Source organism: Streptomyces sp. NPDC002671 (assembly GCF_053592475.1).
Map to the genome: position 1 here is coordinate 244,282 of NZ_JBSFVU010000004.1, position 14,262 is coordinate 258,543.

Here is a 14,262-nt window from a genome sequence, read left to right on the forward strand (position 1 = left end):
CGCTCCTCCCCCGCACCCCCCTCGGCAGTACGGTGTCCCCCATGCGCCCCGACACGCCTGCCGAGAACGTCGACCACACCGCCGAAGCGGCACGCCTGGAGCGAACCGCCGGCCTGTATCCCGAGGACGCCGAGGCCCTGCTCCTGCGCGCCGCCGCCCACCTGGAACTCTCCGGCGACCGCCCCGCCGCGACAGCGCTCTATGACCGCCTGCTGTCCACCCCGGACACCCTGGAGAACCCCTCCCTCGTACGAGCCCTGAAGGCGTCGAACCTCTGGGAGTACGACCACGAGGCGGAGGCAAGGGCGATCATCGAGGGCATCCGGGTGGCCGCCCCCCGCGACCCGGCCCCCTGGGTGATCGTGGCCGAGTCCCTGGAGTCCCACGACGAGCTGGAAGCGGCGGCGGAGACCTTCACGGAGGCGGCGACGCTGCTGCTGCCGGACTCCCCCTCCGAGCCTCCCTACGCCACCCACCCGGTCCTCTACGGCCGCCACCGCGTGCGCCGCATGCTGGGCCTGCCGCACGACGACTGGGACACGCTGGCGGACACCCTCCACACGTCCCCGGTCCCGTTGGACGAACTCCACGACCCGAAACGCGTATGGTCCCTGGGCTCGGACAACCCGGCCGAGCTGGAGGCGGAAATCTCCCGCCTCCACGCCGAACTGGGCGCCTACCGAGAGGCCCTCTCCCGCCCCTTCCCGGTGGCGGTCCTGCACTGGCCGGCCCCCGAACTGACCGAACTCCTCACGGCGTACCCGACCCTGTCCACGGAGTACTCCACCCACGAGGAGCACCTCTCGACCATAGAGTCCTCCCTCCGCGAACTCTCCACCTCCGGCACCCCCAACCTGGGCATCGTCACGGGAACGGTCCCCTCGTACGAGGCCTTCGCCGCCTCGGAGGGCACGTCCCCGGAGGACATGACACTGCTCCCGCAGTACGCGACGACGCTGGCGGCACGGGGGCGGGCTGTGGCTTGGCCGCCGCAGAGGGGGGCGGGGTGTTGGTGTGGGTCGGGGAACTCGTATGCCGGCTGCCACGGGCCGACTACCTGACTTGCAGAGCCCGCCGGTGCCGAATAGCCCCTCCTTCGCGTCGGGTGTCAGTGCGTCCTGTTAGAACAGAGTCACGTTGATGTGTGATCGAGGGGGTCGCAGTGGCGGGAGTGGGGGATTCGGCGCAGCCGGTCGCTGGGGTGTACGAGAAGCTGATCACCCAGAGCATGCACGATGAGTTGGGCCAGCTTGAGGCCATGGGGTGGAAGGCGATCGACGCGGAGGTCAGCGCCGAGTCCTCACCCCATGTGCTGGCCCGTCACATCGGCGAGGCGGTCGCCCGTAGGCTCAACCAGCTTCCATCTGACCAGCAGGTTCCCTTCGCCAATCAGATACTCGAGTCCCTGGCCAGCGGTACGGCTGGGCAGGGCGACGCCGAGCCCATAAGCACAGTCGTCGAGGGACCGCGACAGTTGCTCGCTCTCGTCAAGCAGGAGGCGCCGGGGGCCTACGCGATCCGCCCGCTCACCCCGCTCTCCGAGACGTCTTTGCTCACGAACTCACCGGAGGACGTCAGCCTGGGCGCGGAGCTGCGCGCAGAGTTGGCCACCGCAGACCGTATTGACCTGCTCTGCGCGTTCGTGAAGTGGTACGGCATACGGGTCCTGGAGGACGCTCTCCGCGCCGCAAAGAAGCGGGGCGTTGAGATCCGGGTCATCACGACCACGTACATGGGTGCCACCGACCGTCACGCGCTGGACCGTCTCGTCCGCGACTTCGGCGCCACAGTCAAGATCAACTATGAGACCCGCTCCACGCGTCTGCATGCCAAGGCCTGGCTGTTCCGTCGCGAGACAGGCTTTGACACCGCCTACGTCGGCAGTTCAAACCTGTCCAGGGCCGCACTGCTGGACGGCCTGGAGTGGAACGTACGTCTGTCGTCCGTCGCCACACCCGCGGTCCTCGACAAGTTCGAGGCGACCTTCGACGCGTACTGGAACGACATCGCCTTCGAGGCGTACGACCCCGATCTTCACGGTGAGCGCCTCGATGGAGCACTGGCCCAGGCGAGCGGGACTACGGCGACTACAGACCTCAAGATCAACCTCTCTGGTCTTGAGGTACGCCCGTTCCCGCACCAGCGGGACATACTCGAGCGGCTCAGTGTCGAACGTGAGATCCGCGGGCGGCACAGAAACCTGCTCGTTGCGGCCACGGGCACGGGCAAAACCGTGATGGCCGCGTTGGACTACCGCAGTCTGTGCAGGCAGTCGACCAACGGACGACCCACGTTGTTGTTCGTGGCCCACCGCAAGGAAATTCTTAACCAGTCCCTGCGCAAGTACCAGGAGGTGCTGGACGACGCCTCCTTCGGGGAACTGCTGCACGCAGGACAGGAACCACGCGAGTGGAACCATGTCTTCGCCAGCGTCCAGTCGCTCAACATCCGGCGGCTGGAGGAGTTGGCACCCGATCACTTCGACGTCATCGTCATCGACGAGTTCCACCACGCCACCGCCGCCACGTATCGCCGGGTCATCGACCACTTCGCACCGAAGGAGCTGCTTGGCCTGACGGCGACCCCGGAGCGGATGGATGGGCTCAACGTCCAGGACGAGTTCTTCGACGGGCGCATCGCTGCCGAGATGCGCCTGTGGGAGGCCCTGGAGAACGACTTGCTGTGCCCGTTCCACTACTTCGGCATCCCGGACGGCACCGACCTGAGGAATCTGGGCTGGCAGAAGGGCACGTACGCCGACCAGGACCTCGACAACGTCTACACGGGCAACGACGCTCGGGCCCGGATCGTGGTGAAGCAGATCCGGGACAAGGTCTCCAACCCTGCGGCAATGCGGGCGCTGGGCTTCTGTGTAAGCAAGAAGCACGCCCACTTCATGGCGGAATTCTTCACCAAGGCCGGGTTCCAGGCCGTGGCGCTCGACAGCGGCTCGCCCGCTGACGTACGCGCCCAGGCGCTGAGAGATCTGAGCGACGGCAAGCTCCAAGTGATCTTCTCCGTCGACCTGTTCAACGAGGGACTCGACATCCCCGACGTCGACACCCTGCTCCTCCTCCGGCCCACCAACAGTGCGACGATCTTTCTCCAGCAGTTGGGCCGGGGTCTGAGGCGCACGGAGACGAAGCCCGTGCTCACGGTCCTCGACTTCATCGGGCATCACCGAGCGGAGTTCCGCTTCGAGGAGCAATTTCGGGCGCTCACGAACCTGTCGCGGAACCGGCTTGTCGACCACATCGAGCATGACTTCCCTCAGCTGCCGTCTGGCTGCCAGATCATCCTGGAGGGCAAGTCCAAAGACCTCGTTCTGGACAACATCCGGACCCAACTGGGAGCCACGGTCCGGACGTTGGTGAGCGAGGTCAAGGCGTACAGCACGCCGCGCCTCGCGGACTACCTCCGCGAAAGCCGTCGGGAGATCAAGGAGCTGTACAAGAGCGACAACTCCTGGACGACCGTCCTGCGCCGGGCCGGACTGATCAAGGAAGCCGCGCCGGCAGGAGAGGCGGCACTACTCAAGCGGGTCCATGCCTTTCTCCACGTGGACGATCCCGAGCGCGCCCAGGCCTACCTCCGCCTCCTTGAAACCGATGCCCCTCCGTACGAGGAACTGGGGCCAACGGATCAGTCGTACGCCCGCATGCTGTTCTTCAACATCTGGGATGACGCTGGCGGCTTCACCAGCCTCCAGGACGGCCTCAAGTCGCTGCTCACTCAACGCGAGTTCCGTGACGAGCTGAGGCAGGTGCTGTCGTACGTCATCCAGCAGGCAGACCACTTCCCCATCCCGCTCTCGGGCCGCCTCAGCAATGTCCCACTGAAGGTCCACAGCTCATACAACCGCTCGGAGATCCTCGCCGCGCTCGGTGTAGCGCGCTTCGGCGGCCAGATGCCCCGGTCCTTCGCGCAGGGTGTGCAGTGGGTCGAGGAGCTCCAGACGGACGCCCTGCTCATCACGTTGGAGAAGAACGAGAAGGACTTCTCGCCCACCATCCGGTACAAGGATTACGCGTTGAGCCCAACGCTCTTCCACTGGGAGTCCCAGAACTCGACGGCCGCTGACTCCCGCACTGGCATGCGATACCGGGAGCACGAGCAGCGAGGAAGCGAGGTCCTGTTGTTCATACGCCGTTACAAGAACACGGACATAGGCAAGGCCCAACCGTGGATGCTCCTTGGCCCTGCGACCTACGAGACTCACACCGGCAGCAAGCCGATGGCGATCACCTGGCGGCTGAAACACGAGCTTCCGGCCGACGTGTGGACGTACTCGGCCATCACGGCGAGCTGACCAAGTCTGCCGGTTTCGAATGCTCTGGCACCATCATGAGCTTCAGCTGCCACATGCTCGACACTCCACCTAGCGCTACCTTCCCCCGAGCACATTGCGAGTAGAAGCGAGCCATGCCTCCTGGTCAGGAAGGGTGCGGCCTTCCTGGGAGAAACGCTGAGGCTGGATGGTGTCAGCAGGACACATGCGCATTGACGGACCATCAGTATAATTTGCCCGTCGCAGCCCGCGACCATGTCCTGAGGGGGGCTTATGGTTTGGCAGGAGCAGCACCCGTCTAAGCAAATGTCGACTCCCGATACACCGTCCATCAAAGAACTGATGGACGATATGACGCGCGGTCGTCTGGCTATACCCGACTTTCAGAGAAGCTACGTTTGGGATCCGGCGGACACGCAAAAGCTTCTCGTCTCTATTATCGCCCGCTACCCGGCTGGAACCCTCCTCTTCTGGGAACAAAAGACGCCACAAATTAAACGGCGCCCATTCGAGGGGTTCGATGTCCAACTTAAAGAATCAGCCACGCTGGTACTGGATGGACAGCAGCGACTCACCTCAATATTTCAAGCACTGACCGGTACGGGCCAGCAAAGATTTTTCGTCGACCTTGCGCTCCTCGCTTCGCTTGACTCTGACGCGTCGGGTCTTCTCGATGCAAGCCGTCTCGATGATGTAATCGTGTACCGGGAGGTCAATGCCAGGTCACTGCGCAAGCGCCCACCGGCCGGCGCCGTAGAGGAGATTAGACAATCCCTATTTCCACTTTCTCTAATCGCGTCCGAGTTCATCGATGAATGGCTCGATCACATGGAGGAGGCGATAGAAGGTGAAGACTGGAGAGCTCGCCGCGCCGAAGTTCGCCAATTGGCGCGTAAGTACCTGCGTCCGATCGGAAACTATAGATTTCCGGTGGTTGAACTGCCGGAGGCTACTCCACTGGATGCGGTGTGCCGAATCTTCGAAACCATCAATCGGACAGGCGTGAAGCTGAGTGTCTTCGAACTCTTGGCCGCCCGCTTCTGGCCCGCCGGCGTTGACCTGCGGAGGAACTGGGAAGATGCCCAGCGAAAGCATCCGATTCTAGCCTCATTCGAAGTCGACGCCTACTACTTGCTTCAAGCCGTCTCACTCCGAGCCACGGCCGATAAATCACAGGGCGCCAGGGCTTCAGCTCAACGTAGTGACGTCCTGGAGCTAACTCCTACAGAATTTGAGAAATATTGGGATCAGGTGGCCCAGGGGGCAGCACGCGCTCTAGCCTTTCTTCGTGATGAATGCGGAGTGCTTGCCCCGAAATGGCTCCCATATTCCATGATTCTCGTTCCCTTGGCGGCCGTATGGCATGAAGTTGAGTCTAAGCGGTCTGTAGAGAGCGGCGCAGCGCTGCGAAAGATTCGCCGCTTCTTCTGGTGCTCGGTATTTTCCAGAAATTATGATCAGGGAGGCAACAGTCAGGCAGGAAAAGACTTTGCAGATCTCACCTCTTGGCTAAACGAAGGCGAGATAGTGCCTGAGGCTGTCGATGGATTCACCTTCACCGGTGAGGTGCTGGATGCGGCTCGAATCAACTTGCAGGCCCTGTACAAGGGGGTTATGGCGTTGACGCTGAGCGGCGGAGCGCGAGATTTTCACTCAGGTTCGAACTTGACCCCTGGGAAGATCCTGGAAGACAGAGTAGACGCGCACCATATCTTCCCCAAGAAATATTTGGAGGAAATGGGTGACTCGGGTAATCCGGAGTTGATCCTTAACCGCGCCCTGATTGATAGGAGAACTAACCAAAGCATCGGAAAGCGTGCTCCGTCTGAGTACCTTGCCACCATGGAAGAAGGCCTGGGAGAGGAAGAGGTGCCTGGGATCCTGAAGTCACATCTGCTGCCGGCGGACCGGAACTCTCCGCTTTGGCATGACAACTATGCGGCCTTCCTTCTCTCGCGTAAGAACTTGGTAGTTAAGGCAATTGAGGCGGTTACTAGCGAGTGAGTCGAGCGGGGACGGGCTGGTCTCCGTCCCCTTGGCAACGCCTCCTGAGTCCGGGCGGCGGGAGGCGAAGAGGTACGTCTGCCTCGTCCCACGAGCCGGCGCCACGGCCTGCGCTACCAGCACCACGCCGAGCAGGGCAGTCACGTCCTGCTATTCCTGCGCCGCTACAAGACCAACGCCATCGGCAAGTCCGAGCCGTGGATGTTCCTGGGCCCGGCCACGTACGACAAGCACACCGGGAGCAAGCCCATGGCGATCACCTGGGATCTGCGCCATGAGCTTCCCGCCGACGTGTGGTCGTACGCAGCTGCCATCACCAGCGGGTGATGCGCTCGGCTCCCGCCTCGAAGTGCGTCTGGGCCCGGTCGAGCACCTCATCCGCGTCGCGGCCACAGGCCTGCATCCAGCGGAGGAGGTCGGCGATGATGTCGATCGCCGCTTCCTCCGCCATGGTCAGGGCCAGCACTTCCGATTCCGCACCCGTCGCATTCAGCGCCTTCTTGGCTCTGTAGCTCTGGATCAGATCCTCGACACCAACGAACTGAGGTCGCACCGTATGGATGCAGACCAAAGGCAAGCCGGTGTCCATCTCACACCATGTCACCTTGCGGTCCGCGCGGAGTTCGACGCCCCAACGATCGGCCGTGGCATCGACGAGGGCCATCCCGCGGCCGGCCTCGGAGTCCAGGCCCGCCTGGAGCAGTGTCGGTAGAGCACGGGCGTCGGGGTCGTGCACCTCAACGCGCAGATAGCTGCCGTTCATGGAGACGGCAAGGGTGGTGGGGGTTTCGTGCCCGACGTGGGCGATCACGTTCGAGACGAGCTCGCTGACACAGAGTTGGGCCGCGTCAATCACTTCGGGCAGGCCCCACACCTTCAGGTGGAGCCGAAGAACGCGGCGTAGAGCCGCTACCTCACGGGGATCCGCCAGGAACGGAAGATCCCACGGCTTCCTGGGCATGCAGGTAATGCAGTCCATGGTTCAACTCCCTGAGCCAGAATGGCGAGTGCCATGCGCAGTCGAGCGCACACACAGAGTTGCACTGGAACTCTCAAAATGGAACTCTCATCATGCGCGGATTGGAGCGCATGATGTGATCGCACGCCCCCGGCGCACCTCGTCTTGCCGTCACAGGGCAGCGGCCAGGAGGATCTGATGGAACGACACGAAGGGCTCACCACATGCCAGTCGGACCCACGACTCGCCGTCGGCAGCTCGGCGCCGACCTGCGCCGACTTCGCGAACTCAAAGGCCTGACCCTTGAGGAGGCGGGGGCTCGGGTCGGCATCTCGAAGGCGACGCTCAGTCGCTACGAGACGAAAGAGGGCATGGTCAAGTGGCCTGCTGTTGACGCACTTTGCCGCGAATACGGCGCATCTGATGAGGAGCGTAGGGCCCTTGTCGAGCTGGCGAAGGGCGCCAAGATCCAGGGCTGGTGGAGATCACTCGCCGACCCCATCCCCGAGTCGATGAACCTCATGCTCACCCTGGAAGACGAGGTCGTACGCGAAGACCACTACGCATGCGTGTACGTCCCTGGGCTCCTACAGACGCGCGCCTACGCAGAGGCCGTGCACCGCGCATCCGAAGTGCAGTGCGGGGAGCGGGAAGTGCAGCACATGGTTGACATCCGCATGAAGCGGCAGGAGCTCCTTCAGCGGGACGAGCCACCACACATCTGGTGCGTGATCGATGAGGCGGTGCTATGGCGCCGAGTAGGCGGGAGCGGCGTCATGCAGGAACAGCTTCGCCACCTGCTCACCATGTCGCAACTGCCACATGTCACCGTCCAGGTACTGCCCTTCTCGACAGGCGCACACGCAGCCGCAGTAGGCAGCTTCGCCATCCTTCGAGGCCCAACGCGTGAGCTGGACGTCGTGTACATGGACCTTCTCGGCGGCGGGCTCTTCATGGAGAAGCAGGCCGAGTTGGAGCGCTATAGGTTGGCGTTCGAATATCTCAGCGCGCAGGCGCTCGATCTTGAGACCTCCGCTGAACTTGTCGACCGTATAAGCAGGGAGTCCTGATGACCGCGTCCTCGACGCTCCGGTGGTTCAAGTCCTCGTACAGCGGTGGCAGCGGCACCGAGTGCGTCGAGTGCGCGCGGTCAGGCGAGAGCACACTCGTGCGTGATTCGAAACATCCAGACGGACCTTCCCTCTCCGTTCGAGGACAAGCATGGATGTCGTTCCTGGGCGCGTTGAGCAGCGGGACGGTGAGAAGGTAACGGTGACCCGCTGATCCCGTGTCTGCGCAGCTCCATGTGCTGCATGCACTTTGATCACACTGCTACGGTCGCCCCATGCCGCTCTCCGCATCCACAGCTCGGTCGGTCGACCTGCGGGTCAAACCGATCGATCAGGTCCTCGATCATGTGGAGCGGTCGCTTCGGACATGCCTGGACAGGGACACAGTCGTACGCAAGCGCCGCACGGTGGGTGCCCGGACAAGCCGCGAGACCTGGGTGCGTATCGAAAGGCGGGCGTGCACCACGATCGGAGTCCAGGGCTGGAACGGCACGGAATGTGCCGCTCGTCTGGAAGGCATCGCGCAGCCCCCATGGCTCGGGTGCGTGGTTTGGCGGGACGCGGAAGAACCCGTGATGTGGCGCGCCGACGAGACGGAACTCCTACCCGGATCACCCATCGGCACGGCTGTGCTCAGCGAAGACCCAAAGCTGCCGGACGAGTGGTGGCAAGCGTTCAACGCCTCGATGGACGCACTTGCCAGTCAGGAGACAAGGCGTGTCGCCACGCCGGATACCGTCACCATCACCCAAGCCCACGTCACGGAGTCCATCCGAGGTGTCTTCTTTGGCGGCGTCGATACGACCGTTGAGCGGTGGATGCCCGCCCACGCCGATCTGAACTGGGCCAACATGACGGCGCCGACGTTCAGCGTCTTCGACTGGGAGGACTGGGGGAACGCTCCGCATGGGTTGGACTCCGCCTCGCTGTGGGCCAGTTCCCTTGCCGTCCCGGCTCTGGCCGATCGCGTATGGGGCGAACGGCACTCCGATTTCGAGAGCCGGGACGGCAAGCTGATGACTCTGTTCGCGTGCTCGAAAATCCTCGGCCCTCACGCGCACGCGGAAGACCCTCGATTGAAGCCCGCACGCCGTATGGCAGAGCAAGTCATCGAGGAGCTTCAGAAGGGTTGACGGCGCAGCCAGTCGCGAAGGGGGCCGCGGTACTCATGGATTGCCCGCTCGTCGACATCGGCGGCCACAGCACAGATCAGTTCGCCCAGGTGCGCAGGTTCATCGGTTCCCACAGCCACTGCGTCGACCTGCAGGTCGCGGACCCTGGTGTGAGTGGCCGGTGGGCCCCTCGTCATTTGCAGCGCCCCTCCTGCACCGCTCCGCTCACGCTCAGGCGGCCCCCGCGTGCACCCGGTAGACGATCTTGCCGTCGAACTCCGCGAAGCCGAGGGACTTGTAGAAGGCCCGGGCGCTCGGGTTGTCGCGGTCCGTCATCCACTCGACGCGACTGCAGCCAGGGCGAGCGTAGGCCAGGGTGCGCAGTTCGTTCATGAGCTGGGCGCCCACACCCTGACGACGGAGGGTGTCACGAACGTACAGCTCCTTGAGGAAGAGCGAGTGGGAGGAGCCCGCGGCCGGCCAGAGGAAGGAGTAGGCGGCGAGGCCGACGAGGTCGCCGCTCTCGTCCTCGACCACGAGGGCGGCTGCGAGAGGCGGTGAGCCGAAGAGGGCCTCCTCGACCTGTGTACGACGCTCTTCGAAGGGCTGGACTTCCGTCGCCCCGTAGAACCGCTCGATCTCCTCGATCAGCTCGGCCAGGGCTACGGTGTCCCGCTTGTCAGCGGTACGGATCGTCACACCCATCGGCATCTCCTGTCGTTCCTTGTTGACTTCACTCGACCAATCCAACGCGTGATCTCTCGTCTCGGCACGGCACAGCTGGGGCTACGTCGGAGCAGCTGCCGGGCCGAGACTCCACCCGTGCTCCCGCAAAGACCTCTGCGTGCCGCATCAGGTCTCCACGTCCGCGCAGTAGACGCAGGGATTCCGGTAGGACGTGGTCGAAGGAGCCAGTGGTGTCGTCCGGGCCGGTGATGCGATCAAGGTCAAGGTTCTTGAGGGAGCGCATCGGCCGCTCGAGCGGGTCTGAGGGGCCCGACCGAAGGCGGTGCCTGGCTGCGCGTTAGCCTCGGACGAGAATCACGACAGCACAGACAACAGGGACACGAGGAGGCACTAATGGCCAAGGTTCCCAGCGCGCTGGTCGCCGCCAGTGGGCTCGTCGGGGGTTACGGGGTCGCCCGTTGGACGAAGAAGCGGCAGCTCGGCGGGGCCGTGCTGGCCGTCGCGGGGGTCGCCGCCGCGCAGCAGTGGCGTCAGCAGGCCGGTGGGAAGGCCGCGGGTGCGCTCACCGCCGCGTACGTCGCCGCCTTCGCCGGGTCCCATCCGCTGGCCAAGAAGGTCGGTGCCTGGCCGTCCGTGTTCGGTGTCGCCGGGGCTGTGGCCCTTGCCTCCTGGGCCGTCGCCGACCGCAAGGCCTGAGCACACCGCAAGGCCTGAGCACGCCCAGGGGCACCGTCGGCCCCAGGGCGCAGCCAGCCCCAGGGTGCCCGTGCAGGCTTACGGCGCCCCCTCCCGGAACGCCCTCCGGTAGGCCTGTGGGCTCGTCCCCACCACCCTTCGGAAGCGTTCCCGGAATGCCGTCGGTGAGCCGAAACCCGCCTGGGTGGCGATCCGCTCCACCGGGTGCGGTGTCGTCTCCAGGAGGTACTGGGCGCGTCGTATCCGTGCCCGGTGCAGCCACTGCACCGGTGTCGTGCCGGTCTGTTCGCGGAAGCGGCGGTTCAGGGTACGGCTGCTCATCCTCGCCCGCGCCGCGATCTCGTCCAGTGTGAGGTCGCGGTCGCAGTTGTCCTCCAGCCAGGTCAGGAGGGGTTCAAGGGTTGCACCCGCCGGGGCCGGGGGCAGGTCGTGGACGATGAACTGGGACTGGCCGCCCTCCCGTTCCAGGGGCATGACCGACATGCGGGCCGCGTGTGCCGCCACCGCCGAGCCGTGGTCCTTGCGGATCATGTGCAGGCACAAGTCCAGGGCCGCGGCGGCGCCCGCCGAGGTGAGGAACTGGCCGTTGTCGACGTAGAGGACGTTCGGGTCGACCTCGATCCGCGGATACCTCGCCGCCAACTCCGCCGCCGCATGCCAGTGAGTCGTCGCGCGCAGGCCGTCCAACAGGCCGGTGGCCGCGAACACGAACGCGCCGACGCAGATCGAGGCGATCCGCGTGCCGTCGGCCGCCGCCGCGCGCAGCGCCTCCGCCACGCCCGGCGGCAGCGGCACGGAGAGGTCCGCCACCCCCGGCAGGATGATCGTGTCCGCGTCCGCCAGCGCCTCCAGGCCGTACGACGCCCGCACCGCGAAGGCGCCGGCAGCCGCCCCCACCTCCGGCTCCGGGGCGCAGACCCGCACCCGGTACGCGGGGCGGCCATCCGGCAGTCTCGCCCAGCCGAAGGTGTCGATCGGCACGGAGAGGTCGAACGGGATCACCTGGTCAAGCGCCAGGACGGCCACGGTGTGCATGGCAGGAAGGTAGCCGGGCGGCGGAATGTCGCCAAGCGGGGGCGGCAGGAGACCATGTCAGGCGGCATTCGCAACGGCCTGGGTGGCGGGAATCCGGTGGGTAGTGGCAATCTCGCCGCTTCTGCGTGATCCCCTTCCCCGCTTACCGTCCCCCCGTGACCAAGTTCCTCCTCGCCGTCCACGTCCTCGCCGCGATCGTCGCCATCGGGCCCGTCACCGTCGCCGCCAGCATGTTTCCGCCCGCCGCGCGGCGGGCCATCGCCGAGCCGGGTGACCTGCGTGCCGCCGCGACACTCCAGCTCCTGCACCGGATCTGCCGGGTCTACTCCGTCGCCGGTGTCGTCGTCCCCGTCTTCGGGTTCGCCACCGCCGGTCAGATGGGCGTGCTCGGGAGTGGGTGGCTCATCGCCTCGATCGTGCTGACGAGTCTCGCCGCCGTTGTCCTGGCCGCGCTGGTGCTGCCCGCCCAGACCGCCCTCGTGAGCGGCACCGGGAGCGAGGCCATGGGGAGCGACGGCACCGTCGGCAGCCGGGCGCAGACCGTGCGACTCGCCATGGTCACCGGGCTGTTCAACCTGTTGTGGGCCGCCGTGACGGTCCTGATGATCGTCCGGCCGGGGTCCACGACGGGAGCCTGACCGGACGCCGGCAGGAACCGGAACCGGAACCGTCTACAGCTCCGCCCGCGCCGCGCCCTCCAGTGTCCGCAGGTCGAAGATCTCCGCCATCCTGCGGTAGCCCAGGTCGCTGGGGTGCAGGTGGTCGCCGGAGTCGTACTCGGGGCGCAGGCTGCGCGGGTCGTAGGGGTCCCGGAGGGCCTTGTCGAAGTCGACCACCTCGTCGTACACCCGCCCCGCCCTGATCTGGGCGTTGACCTGCTGGCGTACCGCCTCCCTGGGCTTCGTCCAGCCTCGGTGGCCCTTGAAGGGCATCAGGGTGGCGCCCACGACCTTCAGGCCGCGGGCGTGGGCCTGGCGGACCAGGGTGCGCAGGCCCGCGATGATGCGGTTCGGGTCGGCGAGGCGGGGGTTGCGGAGGATGTCGTTGATCCCCAGGTCGATGACTACGACCTTTACGTTCGGGCGGGAGAGCGCGTCGCGCGTGAAGCGGGTCACGCCGCTCTCGTTCTCGGCGATGGGGGTGCCCCCGCGCGAGCGCATTCGAGCGTGGGGGAGGCCCAGGCCGTTCGCCAGCACCTGGTTGCCGCTGATGCCCTCGTTCACGACGCTGTAGCGCGGCAGTTGCTCGCCGCCCGTGACCGCCGTGCGCAGCCGGCCCCACAGGACGTCCGGCCAGCGGTGGTTGGCGCCGACGGTGGAGGTAATGCCGTCCGTGATGGAGTCACCGAAGACCACGACCGTGCCGGTGGACTCGTTGCTCAGGACGTCCAGGGCCGTCAAGTAGCGCCAGTACGGGGTCTGTTCGGTGTACGGGGTGCCGGTGGCGTCCTCGGTGCGGTCGCCGTCGGCGACGTACGACAGCTGGCGGGCTCGGAGGTGGTACGTGACCGGGCCCGAGGGGGTGGGCGAGTACGAGGTGACCAGGACGTTCGTGTCGTGCGGGATGGCAAGGCGGACGGGGTCGCTCACCGTCTGGGCGCCGGGCGGGATGACGACGGTGGTGCTGCCGCTGAAGGTCAGCCGGCGCATCGTTTCCGCGGCGGCAGCGGCGGTGTCGTCGCCCGCCGCCAGGGCGAGGGACGCGTGCGTGATCGTCAGCGGCGACTGGCCGTAGAGGTTGGAGAGGGTGACCCGGGCGGCCGTCCCGCCCGTGCTCGCGTGGACGACGTTGCGCACCGAGTGGCCCGCCAGGCCCGCCGTCTCGGTGCCCGGCTCACCGCCCACCGGAGAGGTCGCCCAGGAAGCGACCCAGGGGCCGGTGGAGGCGGGGGCGGCGGAGGAGCCTTGGTGCGGGCGGTTGCCGGCGATGCTGTTCTGCGGGGTGCCGTCGTCGGCCGCCACCGCGACGTAGATGACCGCCGACAGGGCCACGACCAGCGCGACCAGCGCGCTCAGGACCGCACGGTGCTTCGCGGGGGCGCCGGCCTTCGGCTGCTCCGCAGCGGGCCCCGCACCCCCGTCATGACGCCTGGTCACGCTGTTGTTGTTCTCCTCGGGCAGAGTGGAGCCTGAGGCTCCGGTCCGATCAGCCCATGATGCGTCATGGGCTGAAGAGGGATGACAGCGGCCCGCCGGAAACCCCTGGCCGGCCCGGCGGCCCGGTCCGTCAGTCCCTGTCAGCCCCCGTCAGTCCCCGTCTGTCCCTGTCAGTTCTCGTCCGTCTCCGCCAGAAGGCTGCCCACCCCGTCTCACACAGACGCCGGGAACTTCCGTTCCGTTCCGGTAGTCGGTCAGGCAGGGACAATTGTCTGCGGGATCACCGAACGCCGAACGGTGGAGCTGAACGGTGGAG

At 65.8% G+C, this 14,262-nt stretch carries 12 protein-coding genes and 1 pseudogene; 9 read left to right on the forward strand and 4 right to left on the reverse strand.

The window, feature by feature from the left end; translation table 11 throughout:
* Window positions 1–41: 41 nt before the first annotated feature.
* The 4 genes and pseudogenes from ACWD35_RS07970 to ACWD35_RS07985 all read left to right on the forward strand — a co-directional run.
* Window positions 42–1,061, forward strand: a complete 1,020-nt coding sequence (locus ACWD35_RS07970) for an SEC-C domain-containing protein (RefSeq protein WP_451350291.1) — start codon at window positions 42–44, stop codon at window positions 1,059–1,061.
* A gap of 167 nt (window positions 1,062–1,228) precedes the next feature.
* The gene (locus ACWD35_RS07975; protein ID WP_451350433.1) at window positions 1,229–4,309 is read left to right on the forward strand and encodes a DUF3427 domain-containing protein; all 3,081 of its coding nucleotides are present in this window, start codon (window positions 1,229–1,231) and stop codon (window positions 4,307–4,309) included.
* 285 nt (window positions 4,310–4,594) lie between these two features.
* Entirely contained in the window at window positions 4,595–6,292 is a 1,698-nt protein-coding gene (locus ACWD35_RS07980) for a GmrSD restriction endonuclease domain-containing protein (protein WP_451350292.1), read from the forward strand.
* Between the two features lie 105 nt (window positions 6,293–6,397).
* Window positions 6,398–6,619, forward strand: a pseudogene (locus ACWD35_RS07985) (hypothetical protein); the annotation flags it as partial.
* On the opposite strand, the gene ACWD35_RS07990 reads toward ACWD35_RS07985, so the two are convergent.
* Window positions 6,606–7,271, reverse strand: coding sequence for an ATP-binding protein (locus tag ACWD35_RS07990; protein ID WP_451350293.1), 666 nt, complete (start codon window positions 7,269–7,271; stop codon window positions 6,606–6,608). The pseudogene ACWD35_RS07985 and the gene ACWD35_RS07990 sit on opposite strands and share 14 nt — an antisense overlap.
* A 203-nt stretch (window positions 7,272–7,474) precedes the next feature.
* Here ACWD35_RS07990 and ACWD35_RS07995 point away from each other — a divergent pair, with 203 nt between their 5' ends.
* The 3 genes from ACWD35_RS07995 to ACWD35_RS08005 all read left to right on the forward strand — a co-directional run bounded on the left by ACWD35_RS07995 (window position 7,475) and on the right by ACWD35_RS08005 (window position 9,453).
* Window positions 7,475–8,320 carry a helix-turn-helix domain-containing protein gene (locus ACWD35_RS07995; RefSeq protein ID WP_451350294.1) on the forward strand — a complete coding sequence of 282 codons (846 nt, stop codon included), beginning with the start codon at window positions 7,475–7,477 and terminating at the stop codon, window positions 8,318–8,320.
* Window positions 8,320–8,520, forward strand: a complete 201-nt coding sequence (locus tag ACWD35_RS08000) for a DUF397 domain-containing protein (RefSeq protein ID WP_451350295.1) — start codon at window positions 8,320–8,322, stop codon at window positions 8,518–8,520. Before ACWD35_RS07995 ends, ACWD35_RS08000 begins: the two co-directional genes overlap by 1 nt.
* Window positions 8,521–8,595: 75 nt before the next feature.
* On the forward strand, window positions 8,596–9,453 hold the full coding sequence (locus ACWD35_RS08005; RefSeq protein ID WP_451350296.1) for a hypothetical protein: 858 nt from the start codon (window positions 8,596–8,598) through the stop codon (window positions 9,451–9,453).
* Window positions 9,454–9,663: 210 nt separating this feature from the next.
* On the opposite strand, the gene haaN is transcribed toward ACWD35_RS08005, so the two are convergent.
* Complete coding sequence (gene haaN, locus ACWD35_RS08010) at window positions 9,664–10,137, reverse strand: cyclophane-containing RiPP N-acetyltransferase HaaN (RefSeq protein ID WP_451350297.1); 474 nt, start codon at window positions 10,135–10,137, stop codon at window positions 9,664–9,666.
* A 375-nt stretch (window positions 10,138–10,512) separates the two neighbouring features.
* Between haaN and ACWD35_RS08015 the strand changes: the two genes are divergently transcribed.
* A complete protein-coding gene (locus ACWD35_RS08015) occupies window positions 10,513–10,815 on the forward strand; it encodes a hypothetical protein (protein ID WP_451350298.1) in 303 nt (100 codons plus the stop codon).
* Window positions 10,816–10,893: 78 nt separating this feature from the next.
* Here ACWD35_RS08015 and ACWD35_RS08020 read toward each other — a convergent pair whose 3' ends face one another.
* Complete coding sequence (locus tag ACWD35_RS08020) at window positions 10,894–11,850, reverse strand: GlxA family transcriptional regulator (protein ID WP_451350299.1); 957 nt, start codon at window positions 11,848–11,850, stop codon at window positions 10,894–10,896.
* Window positions 11,851–12,005: 155 nt separating this feature from the next.
* Between ACWD35_RS08020 and ACWD35_RS08025 the strand changes: the two genes are divergently transcribed.
* The gene (locus ACWD35_RS08025; RefSeq protein ID WP_451350300.1) at window positions 12,006–12,488 is read left to right on the forward strand and encodes a hypothetical protein; all 483 of its coding nucleotides are present in this window, start codon (window positions 12,006–12,008) and stop codon (window positions 12,486–12,488) included.
* A gap of 33 nt (window positions 12,489–12,521) precedes the next feature.
* Here the strand turns inward: ACWD35_RS08025 and ACWD35_RS08030 are convergent, their stop codons facing one another.
* Window positions 12,522–13,946, reverse strand: coding sequence for an SGNH/GDSL hydrolase family protein (locus ACWD35_RS08030; protein ID WP_451350301.1), 1,425 nt, complete (start codon window positions 13,944–13,946; stop codon window positions 12,522–12,524).
* Window positions 13,947–14,262 lie beyond the last annotated feature (316 nt).